The organism is Legionella sp. 16cNR16C, from assembly GCF_021297775.1.
Taxonomy (GTDB): Bacteria; Pseudomonadota; Gammaproteobacteria; order Legionellales; family Legionellaceae; genus Legionella_C; species Legionella_C quinlivanii_A.
In genome coordinates this window covers 1,061,061-1,086,121 of sequence record NZ_JAJTMX010000003.1, presented here as the reverse complement: position 1 = coordinate 1,086,121, position 25,061 = coordinate 1,061,061, and the positions used below count along the sequence as shown (strand labels likewise).

Sequence of the window (25,061 nt, the reverse complement as noted above, 5' to 3'; positions counted from 1 at the left end):
AAGAGGAACTATTCATGTCACAAGTTGCACTAAACCCTTCTGAAATTAGTGAATTAATCAGAAAAAAAATTGAACATTTTAATGTGGCGTCCGAAGCCAGAAATGAAGGTACTATCGTTAGTCTGAAAGATGGTATTGTCCGCTTGCATGGCCTTGCTGATGTAATGCAGGGTGAAATGATTGAGTTTCCTGGCGGTGTCTATGGTCTGGCGCTTAACCTTGAGCGCGACTCAGTGGGTGCGGTAATCCTTGGTGATTACTCAAGCCTGTCAGAAGGCCAGAAAGGAAAATGTACTGGTCGAATTCTTGAAGTGCCTGTTGGCAGAAAGCTTTTGGGACGTGTTGTTGACGCCCTGGGTAATCCTATTGACGGCAAAGGTCCAATTGAAGCCGACAAAATGTCTCCTATCGAAAAAGTGGCTCCAGGCGTTATTGCTCGTCAGTCAGTTGATCAGCCTGTACAGACTGGTCTTAAAGCGATTGACGCGATGATCCCTGTTGGACGTGGTCAGCGTGAATTGATCATCGGTGACCGACAAACTGGAAAGTCAGCGATTGCCATTGATGCCATTATTAATCAGAAAGGCACTGGCGTTAAATGTATTTATGTCGCAATCGGTCAGAAGGCTTCTTCTGTGTCCGCTATTGTTCGCAAACTTGAAGAGCACGGTGCGCTGGAACACACTATTGTGGTTGTCGCCGGAGCCTCAGATTCTGCAGCGCTGCAGTTTATTGCGCCCTACTCTGGTTGTTCTATGGGTGAATACTTCATGGAGCGTGGCGAAGATGCACTGATTGTCTATGATGATTTAACCAAACAAGCCTGGGCATATCGTCAGATTTCTCTGCTGCTGCGTCGTCCACCTGGACGTGAAGCCTATCCTGGGGATATTTTCTATCTGCATTCACGTTTGCTGGAAAGAGCTGCGAGAATTAACGCCGCTGAAGTAGAAAAGTTAACGAACGGCGAAGTGAAAGGCAAAACCGGATCACTCACTGCACTGCCAATTATCGAAACGCAGGCAGGCGACGTATCCGCCTTCGTACCAACCAACGTTATTTCTATTACCGATGGTCAGATCTTCCTGGATGTTGATTTGTTTAACTCCGGCGTACGCCCTGCTATCAACTCCGGTCTGTCGGTTTCTCGGGTGGGTGGTGCTGCTCAAACCAAGATTATGAAGAAACTTGGCGGTGGTACGCGACTGGCTCTTGCCCAGTTCCGGGAGCTGGAAGCATTCTCGCAATTTGCTTCTGACCTGGATGATGCTACACGTAAACAGTTAGAGCGTGGCCAGCGGATCACTGAACTGATGAAGCAGAAACAATATGCGCCATTATCAGTAGCCGAAATGGGACTGTCTCTGTTTATCGTAGAGAAAGGTTATCTCGATGATGTGCCTGTTGTGGAAGTGAATGCCTTTGAAACGGCATTACGCAGCTTCATGCACGGCTCCTATGCCAGCCTGATGAGCAAAATTAATGAATCAGGTGCATACGATAATGACATTGAATCTCAACTGAAACATGCAGTAGAGGAATTCAAGCGTACAGGCAGCTGGTAACAGCATACTAGGAATAATTGATTACGCAGGATGGTTAAACCATCCTGATAATTAAAGGCGAAGCAAGATATGGCTGGAGCAAAAGAGATCCGCACAAAAATTGCGAGTGTGAAGAATACACAAAAGATCACTCGTGCTATGGAAATGGTGGCTGCAAGCAAAATGCGTAAAACCCAGGATGCAATGCGAGCCTCAAAACCCTATGCAAGCAAAATTTATAATGTCGTCAAACATATCGCCCGCGCAAACTCTGAGTATCGACATCCTTTTATGACGGTTCGCGACATCAAACGCATCGGCCTTATCGTGATAACTTCCGATCGTGGATTATGCGGTGGTTTGAATGCCAATCTGTTGCGTGAGACGATCAAAAACATGCGCCAATGGCAGCAGGAAGGTAAAGAGATCAGTCTCTGCGTGATAGGTCGTAAAGGTCAGGCATTTTTCCGACGCGTCGGCGGGCATGTTATAGCAAGTGCCGATCATTTGGGTGATAAACCCGGTGTCAGAGATATCATCGGTGTTGTAAAGATCATGCTGGATGCCTTTTACCAGGGTGAAATTGACGCTTTGCACGTGGTTTATAACGAGTTCGTTAATACCATGACCCAAAAGCCGGTTACCAGACAAATGCTGCCCCTGCCAACTGATGAAAAAGATAGCAGCCAACTGGCACACCATTGGGATTATATCTACGAACCGGATTCCAAAGAATTGCTGGATGCTTTATTAGAGCGCTACAGTGAACTTCAGGTTTATCAGGCAGTGGTAGAAAATATTGCCTGCGAACAGGCGGCTAAAATGATAGCAATGAAAAGTGCCACTGATAATGCTGGTGCTTTGATTAAAGAATTTCAATTGGCATATAACAAAGCTCGACAGGCGGCTATTACGCAGGAATTAGCCGAAATTGTCGGTGGCGCAAGCGCATTATAAGAGGGTTTGAATATGAGTTTAGGAAAGGTAGTTGAAGTAATCGGAGCGGTAGTCGATGTGGAGTTCCCACGTGACAGCGTTCCAAAAGTAAACGATGCACTGCACCTGGTTGAAGGTGATCTGGTGTTTGAAGTGCAGCAGCAGCTGGGCGACGGTGTTGTCCGTACTATCGCTATGGGTAGCACCGATGGCTTAAAGCGCGGCCTTGAAGCGAAAAATACTGGCGAGCCGATTCAGGTTCCTGTCGGTAAAAAAACATTGGGCCGAATTATGGACGTTCTGGGACGTCCTGTGGATGAAGCAGGTCCGATTGGTGCTGATGAGCACTGGGCGATTCATCGTAAAGCCCCTTCCTATGAAGAGCAGGCAGGCAGCCAGGAGCTGCTCGAAACCGGTATTAAAGTTATCGATCTGCTTTGTCCTTTCGCGAAGGGAGGAAAGGTTGGACTCTTCGGTGGTGCCGGTGTAGGTAAAACAGTAAATATGATGGAGTTAATCCGTAATATCGCGATTGAGCATAGCGGATACTCGGTATTCGCCGGGGTCGGTGAGCGTACCCGGGAAGGAAACGACTTCTATCATGAAATGAAAGACTCCAACGTACTGGATAAAGTGTCGCTGGTTTACGGACAGATGAATGAGCCGCCAGGAAACCGTCTGCGTGTTGCTCTGACAGGCCTGACAATGGCAGAGAAGTTCCGTGATGAAGGAAGAGACGTTCTTCTGTTTATCGATAACATTTATCGTTATACCTTGGCCGGGGTAGAAGTATCAGCCTTGCTGGGTCGTATGCCCTCTGCGGTAGGTTATCAGCCTACACTGGCAGAAGAAATGGGTATGCTGCAAGAGCGTATTACCTCAACCAAAACAGGTTCTATTACCTCTATTCAGGCAGTCTATGTTCCTGCGGACGACCTGACTGACCCATCACCAGCAACTACCTTTGCTCACCTTGATGCGACAGTTGTATTGTCCCGTCAGATTGCCGAGCTGGGAATTTACCCTGCGGTAGATCCTCTCGACTCTACCTCACGTCAGCTGGATCCATTAATTGTTGGACAAGAGCATTATGATACCGCTCGACGCGTACAACAAACGCTGCAGCGTTACAAAGAGCTGAAAGATATTATCGCGATTCTGGGGATGGATGAGTTATCTGAAGAAGATAAGCGCGTTGTATCCAGAGCCCGTAAGATTCAGCGTTTTCTGTCCCAGCCCTTCTTCGTAGCCGAGGTATTCACTGGTTCGCCCGGAAAATACGTGTCTCTCAAAGACACCATCAAAGGCTTCCAGGGTATTTTGGCTGGTGAGTATGATGATCTACCTGAGCAGGCGTTCTATATGGTGGGAAGCATTGAAGAGGCTGTCGCTAAAGCCAAGACACTATGAGGCAAGAAAAAATGGCTATTACAACCCATTTGGATATTGTCAGCGCTGAACGAGAAATTTTCTCGGGCGTTGTGGAGATGGTGGTCGCCACCGGCGAGCTGGGAGAAATCGGTATTACTCCCGGCCATGCTCCACTACTTACAGTGCTGAAACCAGGCGAAATTCGGATTACCCATATGGGCGGTACACAGGAAGTGTATTACGTATCGGGTGGCATGCTGGAGGTTCAGCCTTTCTATGTGACCGTACTCGCTGATGAAGTTGAGCGTGCTGAAAGCCTGGACGAAGCGGCGGCTCTTGCTGCTAAAACCAGAGCTGAAGAAGCGATTGCCAATAAAAATGCTGACATTGATTATTCTATGGCAGCTACTGAATTGGCGCGCGCGGTTGCGCAGATTCGTGCTATTCAAAAAGTCAGAAAGAACCTGAAGTAAATTTGAGATCCTCTTTGTATTAAATTGTCCTCCCCGCGTAGGCGGGGATCTATCTCTGAGCTAGCTATAATACCAATAGAGAAATGGATTCCCGTCTTCGCGGGAAGGACAAAACTCCTTCACTTATGGCAGTACCCCTCAATACCTCCCCACCATCTTCTACTTGAAGTGGAGTCAGCTATCAAGCGCAAGTTAAACCGGCTATAATAGGGGTCAATCATCATTTGTTCAAACAGTAACCAGAAACTTTAATTATGCTAGCAATTGATAACATCGAGCAAAAGCCGCTTACTGAGTTCACCGAGAAAGCTTATCTCGATTACTCAATGTATGTGATTCTTGATAGAGCACTGCCTCATCTGGCGGATGGGCTGAAGCCTGTTCAGCGTCGTATCGTCTATGCGATGTCTGAACTAGGCCTGAAAGCGACTGCCAAACATAAAAAATCAGCGCGGACGGTAGGGGATGTATTAGGTAAGTTCCATCCTCATGGCGACTCGGCCTGTTATGAAGCCATGGTGCTGATGGCGCAACCTTTTTCATATCGCTATCCTTTTGTTGACGGACAGGGAAACTGGGGTTCTCCTGATGATCCCAAGTCATTTGCTGCGATGCGTTATACCGAGGCCAGGCTTTCCAATTATGCGGAATTATTACTCTCGGAATTACAGCAGGGCACCGTAGATTGGGTCGATAATTTTGACGGCAGTTTGCAGGAGCCCGCTTTATTGCCGGCGCGCCTGCCCAATGTGCTGTTAAATGGAGCCACCGGGATTGCCGTGGGCATGTCTTCTGATGTTCTGCCGCATAATCTGATTGAAGTAGCCAATGCCTGTATTCATCTGCTGGAACACCCGCATGCAGAACTTTATGATGTTTTGCAGCATATCAAAGGCCCCGATTTCCCAACCCAGGCTGAAATTATTACCCCGCCTCAGCAAATAAGGTCTATGTATGAGTCGGGCCAGGGCTCAGTGAAAATGCGGGCTATTTACCATGTGGAAGCACATCAGATTGTTATTCATGCCTTACCTTATCAGGTATCAGGAGCGCGCGTCATTGAGCAGATAGCGGCTCAAATGCAGCAAAAGAAATTACCCATGGTTGAGGATTTGCGCGATGAGTCAGATCATGAGCATCCCACTCGCCTGGTTATTATACCCAAGTCGAATCGGGTGGACGTTGAGGGCCTGATGTCTCATTTATTTGCCACCACCGATTTGGAGCGCAGTTATCGGGTCAATTTCAATATGATTGGCCTGGATGGCAAACCCCGGGTTAAAGATCTCTTAAGTTTATTGAAGGAATGGCTGGTATTTCGTCTGGCAACAGTAACCCGGCGTTTGCAATATCGTCTGAATAAAATTCTTGAGCGCATTCATGTTCTTGAGGGTTTGATTATTGCCTATCTGAACCTTGATGAGGTTATTCGCATTATCCGCGAGGAAGATCAGCCTAAACTGGCGTTGATGAAGCGGTTTTCTTTAAGCGACAGGCAGGCTGAGGCGATATTGGAAATGAAGCTGCGCCATCTGGCCAAGCTTGAGGAAATCCGCTTGCAGGCTGAGCTCAAAGACTTATGTAAAGAGCGCGATCATATCCAGGCTTTATTAGCCGACGAAGGGAAATTGCGAAATCTGGTTAAAACTGAAATAGCAGCCGATCGCGACAGCTATGGCGACTTAAGACGTTCTCCTTTAATGGAGCGTCAGGATTCACAGGCTTTAAAAGAAGAAGATATCCTTCCGAATGAGCCAATCACCGTCATTTTATCGCAAAAAGGTTGGGTGCGAGCAGCCAAGGGCTATGATGTGAATGGCCAGGATTTGAGCTACAAGGCAGGTGATGGATTCAAGACGCAAACCAATGCGCGCAGTAATCAGCAGGTGGTGTTTTTTGATAGTGAAGGGAAGGTGTATACCTTGCCTGGACATGTGCTGCCTTCTGCCAGAGGTCAGGGTGAGCCGCTGACTGGCAAACTAAATCCCGCAGACGGTATGCTGTTCGAGGCAGTGACTTCCGGGGAAGCAGAAAACTACATCCTGCTCGCCAGCGATGCCGGTTATGGCTTTATCACTCAGCTTGGTGAACTGTATGTTAAAAACCGCAATGGTAAGGCTTGTCTCAAATTGCCTGAGAATAGCCGCATTTTATCGCCAAGACCAGTCAATAATATAGAGAATGATCTGATTGCCTGTGCAACCAATATTGGCCGTCTGCTTATTTTTTCAGCAAAAGAGTTGCCGCTTTTAACTAAGGGTAAAGGCAATAAAATGATTAGTATCCCCAGTGCAAAAGCCAGTGCGCGAGAAGAGTTCATCGTTGATTTTCAAGTGCTTTGTGAAGCAGATCAGTTAACTGTTCATGCAGGAAAAAGACATTTTACCCTTAAGCCGGTTGATCTGAACCATTATCGTGCTGAGCGCGGACGCCGCGGTAACCGCTTGCCGCGTGGATTGCAGGCAGTCACTTCTCTCGAAGTGATTCGGTCGAACGAGACCGCAGTATGAAACTTACTGCCCGAAAATTACGCTGGATTATGAATCTCTGGCCCCCCTTCTGGGGCGCTGGAATTCACGTTGATGAGATAAAATCCGATTATAGTTACATTCGGGTATCGCTTAAATTACGCTGGTATAATCAAAACTATGTAGGGGTTCATTTTGGCGGCAGCCTGTTTTCAATGACCGATCCCTTTTTTATGCTCATGCTCTTACAACGGCTGGGCAAAGATTTTATTGTCTGGGATCAGCAAGGTGAAATTCAGTATCTCAGCCCAGGAAAAGGCAGGGTATTTGCCGAGTTCAGACTTAGCGATGAAGAGATTGAGCAAATTCGCCAGGAAGCGCTGGCCAAAGGAAAAATAAACCCGGTTTTTACAGTCACGATTTATGATGAAGCTCAGCAGATGGTTGCTGCGGTAAAAAAAGTCCTATATGTGAAGAGCAAACAGTTTGCTAAATAAAACCATATACCTAGTTCTTCAATATTGCCCGCAAGTTTTTTTTCTTTTCTTCTGACAATGGCGCAAATGCCAGAGTAGCCAGGCCAGCCTGACGATATAATGATTCAATCACCGGATCGAGTATAGATTGCAGGTGCTGGCGTATCGTTTCTTCGTCGCCACGAGCGATTGGGCCAGTTAATGCATGAGGCAAATCCTTGGCACTGTGGACATTAGACAGGCTGTTTTGCATTAGAGAAACAATAATTTCCTTTGCCAGCTCGTTTTCAACCCCAGACTCACGCATACATTGGGTAGCCACATGGGCAAGTGTCACCAGATAATTCGAGGCAATTGCAGCAGCGCTGTGGTAAAGCATTTTTTGACTTGCCTCAATGCTGAATAATTTAGCGCCAAGATTTACAAACATAGGAGAAATAATCTCTACCGCTTTTGCATCTCCCTCAATACTGCAATAACAATCTTTAAAAATTTCTGCATTGAGCGCCTGATGAGGAAAAGGTTTTAATGGATGAATGCACGCGATATGACAGCCCAGAGCACGCAAGGGGGATAAAATGGCCGATGATAATACGCCGCTGCAATGGATAATGGTAGAGCCTTTGAGATTAGTTCCATAATGCTGTAGCTGTTGAACAATATCAGGGATTACTGAGTCGGGCGTGGTAATAAAATGCAGATTCGCCCGGGAAAGCGCCTGCAGTTCGCCTATCGCTTGCCCTTCGCCTAATAACCGGACGGAGTTCACGGCGGATTCATAGTGCTTATTATACACAGAGTGCAATTTACCTTGCCCTGAACAAATAAGGGCAAAAGCGAGTTGTTTTCCCAGACGGCCACAGCCAATAAGATTAAAATTCATAAATTTTTACAATAAATTATTCAAATAGTAACAATATTTACACTGTATTATCAGTATTTGTACTTAAATAAGAGTATAATCATAGTTTATTTATTACTTACGGCCAATAGCGATGCCTCCATATCTGATTAGAGGAACCTATAAAGAAGTATTCACCGCCTTCGGAAGCGATTTCGTACTTGGAGGTGGAACCAATATTTTAACACTCGAGCCCGATTTCGAGCGCTCTACTTTTATGGGTACCCTTGAGGAATGCCTGCTCCACCTTGAAACATGGAAGGATTCCGAAAAAAGCGATCATGAGTTTTATACCCAGGGTAACATGTTTGGCGCGGTATTAAAGATGCTGTTCGGTGCCAATGTGTATGAACATCCTTTGAAAAAGGCAGAGGAAGATCCTGAGAATTTTGCCAACAATAAGCTGGCATCGATAGACTTCGGTTTTGTTGATAAAGATGGGCAACTTGCTGCGTTCCATCTTGAATATCGGAAGGATGATCCTGGCCAATGGTTAGCCGGTATCATTAAAAACACCAATAAAAAACCTGAGGAACGAGAAGTCCTTTTTATGAGCAGCTTTGAACCTAAAGTAGTGAATTCAGCTGCCAATATCCATGTAAGCTCCGTTGAGGCCGGAGCGACCCCATTGATAGGGACTGAGGACGCACCCATTATTCACAATCCATTGGTACGTAATATCCTGCAGGCTATCTTTCTAAGAAATGGAAAAGTTCACCCTGATAGCGATATCATCGAACAGTTCACGCAATTGGCAAGTGATAGAGGGGGCTATGAGGAGAATAGAGAATTATTAGATAGTTTGCAGGCTAATGTCGATAAAGCACTTGCTAATCCGGGCTTGAAGGCAATTAAAGAGCTTGGCCTGGTCGGATATCGAAGCGTTGTCTCAATGCAAAAGTGCCTTAGGAAGGAAAATCCGTTTTATCAGCAACTGGCTGCGCTGACTAAATTAAGTAATAAGACTCTAGCGACCCAGCGAGGGGTTTTATTATTATTTTTAGACTCTGCCAATCTGTCTCATTTATATTCCGGTTACTCCACAGCTGCTTTTCTTCCGGCGCTGATTAGCTATATAAAAGAGAACATGCTGGGCAAGACTGCAGATGAGATCCGCGAAAATTGTAATCAGGTTAAAACACTTTGGTCTTCCCTGGATAAAAGCCTGAGTAGCTCAACTAAGGAAACCATAATCGCCGCATTTCTTCGTTCGAGTAAATCCCCGCTGATACAGAATTGTCTGCACAGTATTCGCAATGATAGTGAAGCAAAAGTGATTTTAAACCGTCTTCGTGATGGAGAAAATGATCTGCAGTTTTATCTCGATAAAATGCACGGCTGCTATTATTTGCCCTCAGTGCTGGCTAGTCAGCCCACGACAATGGAGCGAGATCAGTTTTATAGCATCGCAGACGATCAAGCGCTTCATCAGGCAATCCACCTCTTGCAAAAAAACGGAATTGAAACCTACACTGAATTACTGCTTGACCCTGCGCAGTTTGTGCGATTGAAACCCTTCATTAGCGAATTAAGCTCACCGGACCAGGACAAGATTGCCAAAGTGAGTATTATGCTATGGTTAAGTAACCAGGGACAGTTTGATCATTTCTATGCCAATCAGAACAATATTGACTATTTACGCCTGTTAAAACGCATGGTTGAAATCAATGCGCTGAAAGGAAAAGACTTAGCTGACCACCTGCAAAAAACCCAGGTATTTTTGGAAGAGATCAAGCCGAAGATTCTGGAAACCGGGCCCAGAAATGAAAAGGCAATGGCGTCACTTGCACAATGTTATCTTGTTTATCCCGGCGATAATCCGCTGGCTGTATTGCCGCGATTAAAGAATGAGTCGCAGATTCGTTTATTGCAGTTTCTTCTAAGGCATGAAACACAAGAAGCTAATCTCATTAGCTTAGTTGAACAATTGCAAGTCTATCCCCAATTGGCAGAGCAATTAATGCGGCTGTTCGACAAAGGGATAGGCGCAGCTGATATCATGGCCATCGGTATCGATCCAGAAAAGCATCAGTTGATGAGCCTATTTCAGGACCATAGCGTGCCCTATACTGCAAATGACATTCGCAATCTGCTTTTGCCTTTTTCCGCAGAGCTGCAAACTGCGGTTCAGGCAGAACCTAATGCTGAAATGCGCAAGTGTTTCCTGCAGGCCGTTGTGAATCTTGCCCGAAACAACTTATTGAGCCATGAGCTTTTGAAACCAGAGGCCCAGCTGCAGAGGCAGTTAATCGCAAATTTGCAGCGTGCTGTACCTGGAAATTTACGTTACTCAAGTCTGGCAGTGGGAAGCGATGTAAAATCTCATGACTTTAAAGTGCTGCTGAGGGAAATATTTTCTAATAAATTACCTCCTTCCGGCCAAAAACTGTTGATAGAAGAGGCATTTACAGCCATTACTGCGAGTACCCTGGATAATTTACAGCCGGACACTGATGCTAAAAAGAAATTAGCCAAGCCCCTCTCTCAGATGCATGTCCAAATGACCACACTAAAACATCTGGAAAGCTTGCAACTTGAGCAAAAAACACTGGATTTATTAAAAGGGCAAGATGCCACCAGTCAAAAGTTTTTCAGAATTGCAATGTTTATTGAAGAACAATGCGAGCAGATGCGCAAGCGTCTTGAAACGACCAATCCTCAAAAATACCAGAAGATGCTACCTCATGAAGCTGACTATCGAAAAGCGCTGTATGGCATTTTACATGACAGCCTGACCGGAGACGCCAGCCCAAGGACCAGGGAGGAGCTAAATAAGCGTCTGGAAAAAGCTGAAAAGCCATTGCTTGATGCTCTGGAAGGCGATAGCCGTAAAGCCTATCGTCAGGGAATGAGGATTATTGCAAACTTTTTTAGTATCTTGCTGATTGGCATACCAAACCTGATTCATCATAGACACACCGGAAACTGGACATTTTTCAGCACTCCGCGTTCAAGGGAAGCAGCACAAACGATAAGTAAAAAGGTAAGAGATGAAATTGAGTCATCTTCAGAGAATACTCAGAATAAAAGGTAACTCCCCCGATACGTCATCCTGAGCGTAGAAGGATCTCAGACTGCTTGGAACTGAGCCAGATTCAGGAGATCCTTCACTGTGTTCAGGATGACGTACCTGGGAGTTACTAATAAATTATGAAGGGAATGGATTTATTCTCATTTGTTGTAATGACACCTGCCGACACGAAATCCTTATTATTCATACAATTATTCCTGGGTTGAATAAATTTCAATCTTAGCTTGATCTTTTTTTGCACTCTGATTCTGGATCACCCTACATAAGGTTAATTAATAAGCAGTCCACTATTGAATTCTGGCAAGATTTCTGCTTAATATGAATATTCTGCATTGCACAGAAATTTTAAGGATGAGCCATGTCGCTGCCATTGAAGGCCTTTCAACACAATCAATTAACATTTACCACCTCTGGGACGCCCGTTCCAACTTCTGGTCATACGATAATCCGCGTTGAATTTCTGGACACTGATGGTTCAATCAAGAAAGGCTTTTTCAAGCCAGTTGATAATGAGCTTTATCCGGTCTTGCTGGCAAAATATTCTGTAGCGAGTAGCGTGTCTCTGCGCCTGTCGATGGGTGAGTTTATGGCTGAGGAGCGGCTAGTTTATCGCGACGGCCAGATTGTGGGTACGGTTTCTTTTGATCTTCCAAACTATAAGCCTCTGCTTAAAATAACGGATACTGTGCCGCCTGACGCCATCGAGGAAATGTGGGTCGATCCGTCAATGCAGACCTTGCTGGAGAAAAATGTCGCAAGACAAATTGCCGCCTGGCTGCGCATCGGGGATGAAGACAGACATCCGGACAATCTCAGTCTGTTTGGTGGTATTGATTTTGATATGTGCCATGACCGCTATAGTAAAATTATTCGCGGGCCAAGAGCTATCGATATGGTTACTAACCCGGACGTGGTTCGTGTTACCAGCGCGCAAATTGGTGATTTACCGGTTGTAGAGGGAAGAACGCATTGGCCAGCCAACAGTTATCCCGAAAATTTTAATTTATTAAAAAAATATCGCTCAACCACTGCTTTTCGTGATCTCGCAGGTAGTGAAAAATTTAAAGAACAGATGTTTGAGGCGTTTACCTATGAATTATTAACTTATGATCCTGATGTGTTGCGGTCTCGTCTCACCGAATACCTTGGCGATGAGCCATTGGATTATCGAAGTCTTTCCGGGAAAAAAATAGAAGATCTGGAAAAGGCAAATGATAAACTGTTTAATGCAACCACGGATAAAGAATCATTTGTTGATCATATGCTTGCGGTGACTCAGGAAGAATATGATGAATTATACCGTGCGGTAGTAGGGTATCCAGGGAGTGAAGCCAATAGAAGGCAGCTCAAGGTTCCCAGTTTTAATACATTCCTGGAGAAAAAGCCCAAGGTTGTCCAGCGTATCAAAGAATGGACTGCAGCTCAAAACAAGAAGACTGCAGAAGCTGTGGAAAACCATTCCCGGTTAATGCAGGAAATTCAGAAACGAAAGCTTACTGCGACGGATGAGCCTCTTGAAAAACTCAAAAAGATGGAGGCTATGTGTCCAGCATATTGCATGAGTGATCCCTGTAAATATGATAACGAGAAAATTTCCAAACGTTTCCATAAAATCTGGCGAGATTCATTTTTGCCTCATGTGAATCAAATTTTGCTGGGCCTGGATAATTTGGAAAGATCAATTATTACCCAGCTTAGCCAGCAAACATTGCCTTCCATTGACGATAATTTGCCGGGATTGGATAAGTCCACTGCAACAGAGTCCTGGCAACTGCTGTCAAAGGCTACTGACTTATCGAAGATCAGCGTCAATTGCAGACCAGATAATCCTGAATATCTTGCCTTACAGGAAATCAGGGCATTCCACAAAGAGCTTCACGACATAGCGGATACTTATTTTCGTACTGATCTTCTTGATTTAAGCGAAAGAACAAATGCGGTTTTTCTTGAGAGAATGCAAGACACCGTTAATAAGCATGAAAAGAGCATCCTGGATCATTTGGGAACTACAGGTAAAGCGACCGATTTTACAAATATACTGGATAAAATAGACCGATATAAACCGATCATGAAGTGGTCGAGATACATCAGTCGAGATGATTTGCCTTTGTACGGTAACAAAGAAACACAATCCAATATTAAATTAAAATCACATGTCGACCCGCAGGTCATGGATGCTTGCTTTAAGCAATTATTTGCCTGGGCGGATGAGCAGGATGAGATTAGCGGGAAGAATGGTGATTCGGCTTTAACTAATTTTATAGCGGAGATTATTGAGCGTAATTATACCCCTGGCACTTTCAGCTGGTTCACTAATCGTTACCGTGCAACCAGTGTATTGAATTATATCAAAACGACTCGCCTGAAAGGCTCTGAAAAACTGGCCTGGATTTTTAGCGAGGGCGGCCATGAGACTACTTCTCTGAATACCCATCTGGTCAATAATCTGATTAACAGCATGCTTGTCGATTTTCAGGACGAGGTGGGTTGCAATCTTGCCAGTGTCAGACATGCCATCAATACAAAAGTATTTAACAGTGCTGCATACACACAGCGAATTATGACCTACTCCAGAACCAATGAAAAATTTATTCACAGTCGAAGTGTAAGTGCTGTTTCTAATTTTCATAATGCCATGTACAAATGGGTAGACTCGTTTAAAACCGAAGAGGCTTTCCGAAAGTTTATTGATGATTGTGTCAAAAAGTATCTTGAACCGGCCAGTATTGGAGCACAGTTTGCGAGCTTTTTTGTAACAACGAAAGTAAGGGATCAGGAAGTACCCACGTATTTTGATAAGAAATTCGGCTATTCACGCAGCAATATTCTGGCGATGATTTTAACTAACGGTGCAATTAATGATGGTTCGCTCAATTCGATATTGGTAAAAGCAATTCTGGCAGATATGCAAAGCAAGTATGCCGTCCATGAACGGGCTGTAAAACATGGTAGCAATGCCAGCTCGACGGATTTTAAGATATCGGAGACTGATAACGAGTTAGAGACCTTTGGTGCTTATGATTCGGTTCGACCAATGAAAAGTGCAGATATTACTCACAAGTTTCTTGATGATTTACGTAAATTGTCTAAAGACAAAACAGTGGTGCAACCGCCTGTATCAAAAGCACCTCCTTCGCTGGGTAAAGCCCTTGGTGAAACTGAAAAAAATGGGGCGAAATCTGGCCAGAACCCAGTATCAGCACTCAGTTGTTCCTGACTCTTTCCTGCGAGAACTTAAAGCACGCCCTAAGTTTTAGGGCTGCTATTCGCAAGGCGGTGGTCCTGGATAAACTCATTTAACTCTTCCAGCAAGCTCTCCAATGCGTTTTGATCATAGTGCATCGCTTTCTGCCGGGATTTTAACCTGTTAGCGGTGTCGCTAAACTCTTCGAGAACAGCCTTTTCGTCTTCATCACCATAAGTGCTGACATAGCCAGCGATAACCGCCAGTGAGTCCTCGGCTTTAATGAGGCTTTCTTCATATTGTAACGGATTGACTTCCTGGGTTGCGCCAGGGTTAGGCGTTCTTGACTGATAACGATCATAGAGCAATTTAAGCAGTATAATTCCTAAAGGCAATAAAATAAGGATGCTAAAAAAAATAAGCGGATTGAAGGCTGCAACCTCCTGAGCTGTAGTTTCATTAGACCTGGCGGCGATTGAGGGCGGGCTATAAGCGGGCAGCGGCCGGCGAGTATCTGTGGCCGAAATAAATATCTGATTAAGAGGCTCTGGAGAGGATTTAAAAAATCGGGATCGTTCAGACCGTTTCGCGCTCGCCTTTTCTGTTACTGGTAAGCGATTTCTTCTTGCAGGCTCCTGTGTTTTGGTTTCGAGCAATTTATTTTTTTTCGGATAGGAGTTTGTAATTGGTGTCTGGAGCATTGGTTTTTCAGGCAGGCCGGCAAGGCGGTTTTGCTGATTAACCCAGGATTGCATAGAGTTCATCACTTGCCCCATGAGTTCTTTGGTTGAGCTGATGAGTTCCAACTGTTTTTCCTCGCTGGCGAACTGATGGAGGTGCGTTTTTATTTGATTCGTTTGTTCCATAATCTGCTTTTCAACCTGCTGCAGACTAACAGGGGTTACAGCAAAACGTGACAAATTATCCTGATTGTTAATAAAGCTATCAATTTTTTCGGGCTTATCCGAAACCCATTTTTCCCACCAGCGAATATCCTGTTTGTCTTGAATTGATTGATGATAGGCGGCGCTATTGGCCTCCAATACCTCCTTAACCGGGGCTTGCGAACGTTGTACGAACAGCTCAATTCCTTCAAAGAGATCAAGCATTTGCGAGCGAAACTGTGTGATGGTAAACACTTCCCCTGCCTGATCGAGCAGCTGTAAGAGTTGCTCAAGGATATTCTGAAATCTTAACACTTCCTGTAAATCACTAATTGCCTGGCCGTAAGCTTCATGAACGGTTGATGGCAGATTATCGATAAACTTAAAACCAGGACACTGCTTCAGATCCTCAGCAGTCAGACGAATGGATTCAGGTGCAGCGATAGTGCTGACGGACTCTGGGGCAAGCTCAGTTGTTTCACTGACTATTTGTGCACAATGTTTGGCAGCCAGGGTCGGAAACTCGCGCTGGGAGCCAATCGTTTGTGCGTCTTTGTACAGCTCCCAAAAGGGGTGTGGATTTGCATCGTAAGCGGTTACAGCAAAATGCATTCCTGTGTGTCGTTTCTGGGCCAGATTGGTCAGCTCATGATGAAGACGTTCGATTTTTATTTTAAACTGCCGGGATTGCAGTTTTTGCTGGATATCAAATTGAATGTCTTTTTCAATAGTACTTCGACAATCCGCTAAAAACAGGCGATCGCTGCCGGCCATAGGAGAAGTCATCACCTCGACTGCCCGCAAATATTGGGTAAATAACTGTAATTGTTCACTGACATATTCTGCATCATTGATGGCAGCCAGTTTTCGCAGAATCTGCATGCTGTCCAGTAACACATAATTAAATGGCTGGTTAAGATGTGCTTTGCTAAGTGCATCATTTCTAATCAGGAGGTAATCGCCAATCTGCCTCATCATCATACTCAAGCCCGTCCAGCTTACCCGCTGAGGAGGAAGGATTTCAGCATGAAAGTCGTCTAAGCTCAGTTCGTGGCGTGGCCGATATTGAACACTCAACAGCCATGAGCCCTCATTCACTGCAGCCAAGGCCTGGGTTTTATCTTCATTAAACCAGCTGTCTTCTGTACTAAGCAGCTGGGCATCGATTTTGCTCGCAGTTCGCAGATTAATCACGCGCTGTCGAAATTGTAATTCTTCTTCGGTGTAACAGAGTTCATCATAAAAGGGTCTCGCAGCAATGTTTAGCCGCGAATTGTCTTGCATCGAGCGATAGGGGATACGAGAATGTCCTTCCTTCATAAGTGGGCCCTCCGTGCTGGCTCATATTGATTAGTTTTTGATAAATCAACCTCTTCAAAGCAGAGAAATCTTCCTGATGTCCACATTTGAATACTTTTAAAGCCAACTATTAATTAGCCATAGAACAGCGCAATTGTAAATGCTTTGCGAAGCCCAGCTTCCAGTTCATAGTCATCAACCTATCCCCTACACCCATGACGCTAAGCTAAGTTCTGCAATACATGTAGGTTGGGCCCTTGGCCCAACAAAGGGGTTTCACCACTCCAGAACTCAATGTTGGGCCAAGGGCCCAACCTACAATAATCCTTAACTTAATGGCAGTGTTTCTCTATGAGTTCTCTGGAGGGACGTAGAAGCGAGAAGCAGACTTTGTTGCTGTGATGTGCAGATACCTATGCTCTCCAAGTCAGGTGACAGCGCCAGAGAATTCACTTATGATTAGGCTCAGTATTTTTTGCAGTAATTGTATGCTCATTGATTTTATTAAAACGTTTCCCCAGTATCTGTTGCCTAAGCAGGCTTTGACCGTGTTGGCTGGCCTGCTTGCTGATGTCAAATCTCCTGCGGTTAAAAATTTTATTATCCGGCAATTTATCGCCAAATACCGGGTTAATATGCAGGAAGCACTGGTGGAAGATCCGGCCATTTATAAGAGTTTTAATGAATTTTTTATCCGTAATCTCAAGCCCGAGAGCCGCCCTCTTGCCACAGCCGATATCATTTCCCCTGTGGATGGGGTTGTCAGCGAACTGGGTCGGATAAACGAAGGGCAATTGCTGCAGGCCAAAGGGCGCTATTACACCGTCAGTGATTTTCTGGCCAACGAGCCAGTCTCGGCAGAGTTTCAGGATGGCCATTTCATCACTTTATATTTGTCACCGAAAGATTATCATCGCGTGCATATGCCGCTGGATGGGATTCTTCGCAAAATGGTTTACATTCCAGGTCGTTTATTTTCAGTACAGCCTACCACAGCGCGGGTTATTCCCCAGTTATTTGCGCGTAATGAACGTCTGGTTATTTATTTTGAAACCCGCCTGGGCTTAATGGCGATGGTCATGGTGGGTGCTACAATTGTCGGAGCCATTGGCACCAGTTGGCACGGTGAATTGCGGCGTCAGAAAAAGGTTCAGGCATTTGAATATCAGCAGGCTGAAACCATGCTGAAACAAGGAAGCGAAGTAGGATTTTTTAAGTTAGGCTCAACAGTTGTTTTACTATTCACCAATGAGCATCCCTTGCAATGGACAAATACCTTGCAGGCCGGTTCCCCCGTTCGCTTCGGTCAAGAGCTGGCCTCTGTTGCATTATAGGAAGTCTCTGATAGCATCGAGGGCTGCCTGAGCACATTCCCCGTCCAGCTCAGGGTTGGCTCCGCTAACGCCTATTGAGCCAAGATGCTGTCCAGTTTTGCTTATAATTGGCAGGCCGCCCTCCAGAAAAACAATATCAGGAACTGAGGTGTATGGACTATTGGCATAGGCAGTATTTCGCTCAGCCAGTGTTTTAGTCGACACCGGAATGCTCGCCGAAGTCATTGCTTTGAGTTGAGCCATACGCACACTAACGAAGTTATTGCCATCCATACGCTTGAACAGTTTCAGATTGCCATGATTATCCATAATGGCAAACGCCAGAGTTAAGCCCTTTTCAACTGCAAAGGCCATAGCTGCTTCCGCCATTTTTTCCGCCAGGGCAAGTGACAACGCCTGTACTTGTAACAACATAGGCTCACTCCTTTGTAAAATAATTGTATTTTACAGAATGGGATAAAAACCACAAATCGCTGATCCGATTTAAGCGGGTGAATTAAAAGATAAAAGAGAATTGTAATAAGTTATGCTTTAAGTAGGGAATAAATTAGTTCGTAATACTTTTTCCTGAAAATTTTTGATAAAGAGATTCAACAAATTCGCATGCAGAAACTACATTCGCCTGTTTGATTACTAAATATACTTCATCTGCATTATCTGTTTCTTTATATGTCGTAGTTAAATTAACCGCTAAAGTGTCCTTATCTCTATAACCACTAAACACAGGTACTATGGCTATTTCTTGATCCGGGCCTTCATACTCATTTGGTTCTCCCAGGCTAATGACTCGCCCTACGTATACCTTTCTGTCAGAAAGTGTCATGAGCAAAAAGCGATTTTGTACATAAGACATATACAGCAATTTATCTAAAGGACTATCCTTTAAAAGCTTATACATCAACATGATCTTTGCCATTTGGCCATAAGAAATACCTTCGGCTCCTCTAAATTTATAGAATGTCCAAAGCCATAATCCCGCTCGTTCTATCAGGCAGTACAGTGTGCTAATAAAGATTGATAATAAAAAAAATATAAATAATAAATCTAAATGTTCAGCTGTGAGAAAACTACTGGATTGTTTAGCAGGTAGAGAACTGGCAACATAATCGATGACATCAAAATAGGAGTTGACTAAATAAGTTATAGCGGTAACAACCACTCCTAGAAAAGTTGCTTTTATATATAACAGTTGACCATCATATCGATGTAGCTTATAAAAATTTAAAGGTGAGAACCGTAATAGAATAAATGCATTTGCAATAACTGCTGCAACAAGAAAGGCTAGCACGTAAATTTCCTTTAAATATTTACTTATGCACGACGATTTTATCTGCTTTTTGGATTAAGTCTTTATATTTTTGACTATTTCTAACATCTTTTGCACTCATGACTAGGGTGCCACGGCCAACAACTCTCATAGATTGAGAACCATTATCTTTATTTTTCAGTGCCTTGATAATTTCTTTTTCTTCATCATAATAATTCATTTCGTCACCATAGGTATTCGTATAATACGAAGTCTGTAAAGTTTATTACATAATTTAAATATAGGACAGTTAAAACTAACTGGTAAATATTGGTCAGGGTTTAGTAAATATCAAGTGCAAGGCTTTTATAATGGCGACGGATAGTTGAGAAGGGTTTAAGAAAAAGTCTTTATTGATTTGAATGATTGTGAACTGTTACAAGTTTATTAATGGTACCGAGAAGAGGACTCGAACCTCCACGGGGTTGCCCCCACTAGCACCTGAAGCTAGCGTGTCTACCAATTCCACCACCTCGGCATTGCGGCTAAGGTACTCAAGAAATGTTCTGATGTCAATCTTTATTTGTTAGTTTATATAAAAAGCATTCATTAACAGCGTTATGAAAAGCTGCTACACTTTTTTTATTTAGTAAAGCCCAGAATGACTTTTCTTGAGTGTCTTGAAAAAAGTATAGACCGATATTTTGCCTGTGTGCCGCGTTTGCGGCCTGAGAACCAATTATTGCAAGAGGTTTATCTGATTGCCCATCGTGGAGCGCATAGCAAGAAGCTGCGGATTATGGAAAATACTTTACCGGCTTTTGATCGTGCCCTGGAATTGGGATGCTGGGGTATTGAGTTGGATATTCAAATGACCGCCGATCGAGTGCCTGTGGTTCATCATGATCCCGATTTGAATCGACTCTGGGGAAAAAATCAATGGGTGAATCAGCTGAGCTTTGCTGAGCTAAAAAAAGAAGTGCCAATGATCCCTTCGCTGGAGGAAGTCATTAATCTATATGGGAACTCGCTGCATTTCTTTATTGAGCTAAAGGCGCCATTTGCCGGTGAAGAGGCTTTATTTCAAGTTTTAAGTCCTCTGCAATCAGAAATCGATTATCATTTATTGAGCCTGGATGAACAAATATTTCGCGAACTGACCCTATTCTCAAGGCAATCCATGCTGCTGGTTGCCGGGCATAATAATATGGCTCGTTTTTGTCAGGATAGTTTGAAGCAGCAGTATGGCGGTGTTTTAGGTCATTATCTGCTTTTTTCCAGCAAAAAAATTGAATCACTAAAGCTTGCCGAGCAAAAGGTTGGGGTTGGTTTTGTGGATTCCAAAAATGTGCTCTACCGTGAAGTACACAGAGGGATGCGCTGGATTTTTAGTAATAACGTGGGGGCTATCAGCCGAATGCTGAATGAACCGCGGGATTGATCCCGCGGTATGCGATCTAACCGGCGTTGACCATTTCCTCAGGCTTCACATATTCCTTGAACTGTTCGGCGGTTAAGTAGCCCAGTTTAACTGCTGCTTCCTCCAGGGATGTGTTGTCATGATGCGCTGTTTTGGCGATTTTAGCTGCTTTATCATAACCAATGTGCTGATTAAGTGCGGTAACCAGCATCAGTGAGTGATGCAGATAATAGTCAATCTGTGTGTAGTTGGGCTCTAGACCCTCGGCACAGAATTCCCTGAATGAATGGCAGGTATCCGCCAGCAGATTTAATGAATGAAGCACATTAAAAATGATAACCGGCTTAAATACATTTAATTCAAAATTCCCCTGACTGGCAGCAATTCCAACTGTGGTGTCGTTCCCCAGAACCTGTGCGCAGACCATGGTCATTGCTTCACATTGAGTGGGATTAACTTTGCCGGGCATAATGGATGAACCGGGCTCATTTTCAGGCAAAATAAGCTCGCCAATTCCACAGCGAGGACCTGAACCAAGCCAGCGGACATCATTGGCAATTTTCATCAGTGCACAAGCTAATGCCTTGAAGCTGCTATGCGCCATGACCAGCGGTTCGTGAGAGGCCAGCGCTGCAAATTTGTTAGGTGCGGATACAAAAGGTAATCCGGTAATTTGAGCGATGTGGGCAGCCGCTTTTTCGGCAAATTGTGGATGGGTGTTCAACCCTGTACCAACGGCGGTGCCTCCGAGCGCCAGTTTATAAACATCTGGCAGGCATTGCTCAACATATTGCAGGCAGGCATCAAGTTGCGCGACATAACCGGAAAACTCTTGTCCCAGAGTTAAAGGAACTGCGTCCTGAAGATGAGTTCGACCAATCTTTACGATGTCCTTAAACGCATTCATCTTGGCAGCCAGAGTATCTCTTAATTCACGGACCGCAGGCAGCAGGCGCTTGTGAATGGCAATGGCGGTTGCGATATGCATAGCGGTGGGAAAGGTGTCATTGGAGGATTGTGACATGTTGACATGATCATTCGGATGAACCGGCGTTTTACTACCCTTTACTCCTCCGGCAAGTTCAATTGCCCGGTTTGAGATAACTTCATTGGCATTCATATTGGATTGGGTTCCGCTGCCAGTCTGCCAGACATGCAGAGGAAAATGTTCATCCAGCGCACCGGAGCTAACCTCGTCAGCCGCTTTAATAATCAGATCGGCCTTGTCCTGGGGTAGTTTTCCTAGTTCAAGATTGGTGAGAGCGGCGGCTTTTTTTAAAATGCCAAAGGCATGGGTAACTTCTCTTGGTATGATGTCATTGCCAATGTTAAAATGATGCAGCGAGCGCTCGGTCTGCGCCCCCCAATAGCGGCTGGTCTCAACTGGGATTTCACCCATACTGTCGGTTTCAATGCGTGTGGCGGTCATTATTTTCTCCAGAATAGAAAAGCTAGGGCGTGTTTTTAAAGTTTTATCAATAACTTTAAAAACACGCCCTAGAGATAGTAGCATAGTCATTGATAGAAATTAACGAGAGGATTTCTGTGCGTTTAATTCGTATTTACCAGCCAGGACAATATTCCCCTGGAGAAATTATTGAGCTGTCACCTGAGGCCGGCCAGCATGTAGGTGTGGTCTTAAGAAAACAGCCAGGCGACAGACTTTGCCTGTTTCCCGGCAATAACAAGGAATTCGATGCCGAAATAGTTCAGGCGCATAAAAAAAAGGTAACGGTTAAAATCATTTCCGCTCAGGAAAGGAATCGCGAATCGCCAATCAGACTTCATCTTGTGCAAGGCGTTTCAAAAGGTGAGCGTATGGAAATTGTCGTGCAAAAGGCGGCAGAGCTTGGGGTAGCCAGTATAACGCCGGTTCTTACTGACTATTGCGCCGTGAAGCTGGATGAGGAGAGGATGAGAAAAAAACAGGCGCAGTGGCAGCATATCGTCATTTCCGCCTGTGAGCAATGCGGAAGAAATACCGTACCGCCAGTACAGCCGATTATCACTTTTGCCGGCTTTTTGAAACAAATGCCAGCTGTCGCCAGCTTTGTGCTCTCGCCTGGAGCTGATAAACACTGGCGAGATTTTCAATGCAAAGACAAAGAAATGTATTTATTTATTGGTCCTGAAGGGGGATTCTCGGCTGAGGAGCTTGATCAATTAACAAAGAATCATTGCGCGCCGCTGTCTTTGGGACCAAGGGTCTTGCGCACAGAAACTGCTGCGATTGCCGCTCTGAGTATTTTGCAGGCCGTATGGGGCGATTTGTAGTCGTCTTCTGTTGTGTATATAATCAAGATCGTATTTTAAATTCTTAAATCCTTAGGGGATAACACATGAGTGAACATATTAAAACGGTAACTGATGCGAGCTTTTCGCAGGACGTATTGAATTCAACCAAGCCAGTATTGGTGGATTTTTGGGCCGAATGGTGTGGTCCATGCCGTGCGTTAACACCTATTCTGGAAGAAGTTGCCGCCAGTCATCACGAGCAGATTACTTTCGCCAAAGTAAATATTGATGAAAATCCACAAACCCCATCCAAGTATGGTGTTATGAGTATCCCTACTCTGATTATTTTCAAAAACGGCCAGGTGGCAGCAATGAAGATGGGTCTGCTGAGCAAATCACAACTGACTGCATTTGTTGAAAGCAACAGCTGATTTTGCAGCTTTCCGCAAGGTTCTAACCCTACTCCTACATCCCTCGGCTTGTCCGAGAATGTCACCAGAAGTCAATGTTGGGCCAAGGGCCCAACCTACACGTATTGCAGAGTTCTTAGCCTAATTGCAGTGGTTCCTGGTCTCAATAAATCAGATAACCTAATCCAGACGCATACCCACTTTAATCGGAGCCATGATTTTTTCCATAGCCTCATTCTTAGACAAACCGTCTCGAATCACTCTAAAATTGATGTGCCCCGGTTGACTGAATACATTAATAATTTCCTGAGTATTGGTACTATGATTCCTTTCCTTGGAATTATTTATTCTATCTTTGATTTGAATAATAGCCGCAGCAATTTCTTTATCATCTGAACAATCAATATCCTCCATTATATTGCGTATTTCCAGAATGATGTCAGGGATCTTCCCATCTTGTCCTTTCATTAGATCATCATCATGCAATACCGCGTTAACAGCGAAAATGTTTTCTTCTCGCTCGCTGGCAGGAATCTTAATAATATTGCTTCTAACTTTTAACTTATTGGGCAGAGCAGTGGCTACAGTCGGACTGATAATTTCAATTTGCTCAAGGCTATTAATTCCTTCCTCAATCTCATCTAAGTCGCGTGAAAGGTCTGGTAAGTCAACGAATTCTTCTCTTGCTACAATTTGTTCCAGGTTGTTAATTCCCTCTTCAATTTCGGCTAAATCCCGAGAGAGATCTGGCAGGTCAATTAATGTTTCTTCGCTTAATTTCTCAGGCGGCTCCATGTCTTTACAAATTTGGGCAATATCTAAAAATCTGGAATACACTTTGTGGGTATCAATTTTCAAAAATCTGTCCTCAGGCTTTCTGATTTCATCGTTATAGTCTTCAAATTCCTTAATAATCTGATCGATGACAAAAGGATTCTGATTAATGTAATGCCTGAATTCAGGAATGGCGATTAGTGTATTTTTTAAAAGGGCGGTTCTTTCAATTTTATGTGCAACAAGTTCTTTTCTTAAGGTTTCCGAATTAATAGTAGCTTTTGCTATTTCAGTGTAATTGTCGTCATCAATAAGAATGCGTTTCAGAAAGCTATAGTATTTCTGTGAAATAAAATCTTTATTATGAACTAATTTATCAACATCCAGTAATCGGGCGGGATATATATGGACAAAGCTATCCGGACTTGCATTTTTTAAGCTTGGGAAATTAATTATATCATCAGCAGTAATAATAAATTGATTTTGGGCAGAAAAGCCTTTTTGCTCGGCAATAACAGGATAGGTACTATCACCATGGTCTATTTTGACTGAAATTATTTCACCTTCCTTATTGCGTCCAAACCCGAAATTTTCTGCGTTTAAATCATTTTCTTCTTCGCAATAAGCAGCAACTAAAATTTGCGGAAACCTGAGTTTGATAAACTCCTCTGTACTTATCCCTGTCTTGTTATTCTGTCTATAAAAACTGTGAAAAGAGATGTATTTAGGTATAAGTTTTGAAATAACCCCAATGGTGGCATTTGACTCATCATGAACTCCCCTCACTTTTGCAGCATGCTCTCCGAGCAACATGCGATAACAGAGGCCATTAAAAGCCTCTATTTCACTCAATTCGGGACCGAGGCCTGCTTTTTTGTATACATAGGAACGATCAGGATGTGCGTTATCCTCTTTTCGCTTCACAAGAGATGCTTCAGAAGTAGATTCTTCTATCTGATCCGCTTCCTGTTTCTTTGTGAATAAATTTTCACTCTTGCTTTTATAAGGCCTCTTTTCATGTGTCATTTTATTCGCACTATCAGCTCTCCATATCTAATTATATTAGCTAATGTTC

Annotated in this window: 19 protein-coding genes and 1 tRNA gene; 12 read left to right on the top strand and 8 right to left on the bottom strand. The window is 44.1% G+C overall.

Going from position 1 to position 25,061, the window contains the following annotated elements; genetic code table 11:
• Positions 1-14: 14 nt before the first annotated feature.
• The 6 genes from atpA to LXA66_RS14915 all read left to right on the top strand — a co-directional run bounded on the left by atpA (position 15) and on the right by LXA66_RS14915 (position 7,289).
• Entirely contained in the window at positions 15-1,565 is a 1,551-nt protein-coding gene (gene atpA, locus LXA66_RS14940) for a F0F1 ATP synthase subunit alpha (RefSeq protein WP_112218774.1), read from the top strand.
• A 69-nt stretch (positions 1,566-1,634) separates the two neighbouring features.
• Positions 1,635-2,501, top strand: a complete 867-nt coding sequence (atpG, locus tag LXA66_RS14935) for a F0F1 ATP synthase subunit gamma (RefSeq protein ID WP_112218773.1) — start codon at positions 1,635-1,637, stop codon at positions 2,499-2,501.
• 12 nt (positions 2,502-2,513) lie between these two features.
• Positions 2,514-3,890, top strand: a complete 1,377-nt coding sequence (atpD, locus tag LXA66_RS14930; RefSeq protein ID WP_058506944.1) for a F0F1 ATP synthase subunit beta — start codon at positions 2,514-2,516, stop codon at positions 3,888-3,890.
• Between the two features lie 11 nt (positions 3,891-3,901).
• Positions 3,902-4,324 (top strand): F0F1 ATP synthase subunit epsilon, encoded by a 423-nt coding sequence (locus tag LXA66_RS14925; protein WP_058507309.1) that lies wholly within the window; start codon positions 3,902-3,904, stop codon positions 4,322-4,324.
• Positions 4,325-4,578: 254 nt separating this feature from the next.
• Positions 4,579-6,834, top strand: a complete 2,256-nt coding sequence (gene parC, locus LXA66_RS14920) for a DNA topoisomerase IV subunit A (protein ID WP_233013782.1) — start codon at positions 4,579-4,581, stop codon at positions 6,832-6,834.
• Positions 6,831-7,289, top strand: a complete 459-nt coding sequence (locus tag LXA66_RS14915) for a DUF4442 domain-containing protein (protein ID WP_233013781.1) — start codon at positions 6,831-6,833, stop codon at positions 7,287-7,289. The genes parC and LXA66_RS14915 overlap by 4 nt, the downstream gene beginning before the upstream one ends.
• Positions 7,290-7,299: 10 nt before the next feature.
• On the opposite strand, the gene LXA66_RS14910 is transcribed toward LXA66_RS14915, so the two are convergent.
• Positions 7,300-8,151 (bottom strand): Rossmann-like and DUF2520 domain-containing protein, encoded by an 852-nt coding sequence (locus LXA66_RS14910; RefSeq protein WP_233013780.1) that lies wholly within the window; start codon positions 8,149-8,151, stop codon positions 7,300-7,302.
• Positions 8,152-8,263: 112 nt separating this feature from the next.
• On the opposite strand from LXA66_RS14910, the gene LXA66_RS14905 reads away from it, so the two are divergent.
• Both LXA66_RS14905 and LXA66_RS14900 read left to right on the top strand, forming a co-directional pair.
• Complete coding sequence (locus LXA66_RS14905) at positions 8,264-11,203, top strand: hypothetical protein (RefSeq protein ID WP_233013779.1); 2,940 nt, start codon at positions 8,264-8,266, stop codon at positions 11,201-11,203.
• Between the two features lie 355 nt (positions 11,204-11,558).
• The gene (locus LXA66_RS14900) at positions 11,559-14,417 is read left to right on the top strand and encodes a phosphatidylinositol 4-kinase (protein ID WP_233013778.1); all 2,859 of its coding nucleotides are present in this window, start codon (positions 11,559-11,561) and stop codon (positions 14,415-14,417) included.
• 29 nt (positions 14,418-14,446) lie between these two features.
• On the opposite strand, the gene LXA66_RS14895 is transcribed toward LXA66_RS14900, so the two are convergent.
• Positions 14,447-16,588 (bottom strand): hypothetical protein, encoded by a 2,142-nt coding sequence (locus LXA66_RS14895; protein WP_233013777.1) that lies wholly within the window; start codon positions 16,586-16,588, stop codon positions 14,447-14,449.
• Between the two features lie 467 nt (positions 16,589-17,055).
• Between LXA66_RS14895 and asd the strand changes: the two genes are divergently transcribed.
• Positions 17,056-17,901 (top strand): archaetidylserine decarboxylase, encoded by an 846-nt coding sequence (gene asd, locus LXA66_RS14890; protein ID WP_233013776.1) that lies wholly within the window; start codon positions 17,056-17,058, stop codon positions 17,899-17,901.
• Here asd and LXA66_RS14885 read toward each other — a convergent pair.
• The 4 genes from LXA66_RS14885 to LXA66_RS14870 all read right to left on the bottom strand — a co-directional run bounded on the left by LXA66_RS14885 (position 17,896) and on the right by LXA66_RS14870 (position 19,685).
• The gene (locus tag LXA66_RS14885; RefSeq protein ID WP_233013775.1) at positions 17,896-18,315 is read right to left on the bottom strand and encodes a heme-binding protein; all 420 of its coding nucleotides are present in this window, start codon (positions 18,313-18,315) and stop codon (positions 17,896-17,898) included. The two genes, asd and LXA66_RS14885, sit on opposite strands and share 6 nt — an antisense overlap.
• 133 nt (positions 18,316-18,448) lie before the next feature.
• On the bottom strand, positions 18,449-19,189 hold the full coding sequence (locus LXA66_RS14880) for a hypothetical protein (RefSeq protein ID WP_233013774.1): 741 nt from the start codon (positions 19,187-19,189) through the stop codon (positions 18,449-18,451).
• Positions 19,190-19,208: 19 nt separating this feature from the next.
• Positions 19,209-19,388, bottom strand: a complete 180-nt coding sequence (locus LXA66_RS14875; protein ID WP_233013773.1) for a hypothetical protein — start codon at positions 19,386-19,388, stop codon at positions 19,209-19,211.
• Between the two features lie 210 nt (positions 19,389-19,598).
• Positions 19,599-19,685, bottom strand: a tRNA-Leu gene (locus tag LXA66_RS14870).
• A 123-nt stretch (positions 19,686-19,808) separates the two neighbouring features.
• Here LXA66_RS14870 and LXA66_RS14865 point away from each other — a divergent pair.
• Positions 19,809-20,588, top strand: a complete 780-nt coding sequence (locus LXA66_RS14865) for a glycerophosphodiester phosphodiesterase family protein (protein WP_233013772.1) — start codon at positions 19,809-19,811, stop codon at positions 20,586-20,588.
• Positions 20,589-20,604: 16 nt separating this feature from the next.
• Here LXA66_RS14865 and fumC read toward each other — a convergent pair whose 3' ends face one another.
• Positions 20,605-21,996 carry a class II fumarate hydratase gene (gene fumC, locus LXA66_RS14860; RefSeq protein ID WP_233013771.1) on the bottom strand — a complete coding sequence of 464 codons (1,392 nt, stop codon included), beginning with the start codon at positions 21,994-21,996 and terminating at the stop codon, positions 20,605-20,607.
• Positions 21,997-22,112: 116 nt separating this feature from the next.
• Between fumC and LXA66_RS14855 the strand changes: the two genes are divergently transcribed.
• Both LXA66_RS14855 and trxA read left to right on the top strand, forming a co-directional pair.
• Entirely contained in the window at positions 22,113-22,841 is a 729-nt protein-coding gene (locus tag LXA66_RS14855) for a 16S rRNA (uracil(1498)-N(3))-methyltransferase (RefSeq protein WP_370637281.1), read from the top strand.
• A 65-nt stretch (positions 22,842-22,906) separates the two neighbouring features.
• Positions 22,907-23,233 carry a thioredoxin gene (gene trxA, locus LXA66_RS14850; protein ID WP_058506956.1) on the top strand — a complete coding sequence of 109 codons (327 nt, stop codon included), beginning with the start codon at positions 22,907-22,909 and terminating at the stop codon, positions 23,231-23,233.
• Between the two features lie 159 nt (positions 23,234-23,392).
• Here trxA and LXA66_RS14845 read toward each other — a convergent pair whose 3' ends face one another.
• A complete protein-coding gene (locus tag LXA66_RS14845; protein ID WP_233013770.1) occupies positions 23,393-25,012 on the bottom strand; it encodes a hypothetical protein in 1,620 nt (539 codons plus the stop codon).
• Between the last annotated feature and the right edge of the window lie 49 nt (positions 25,013-25,061).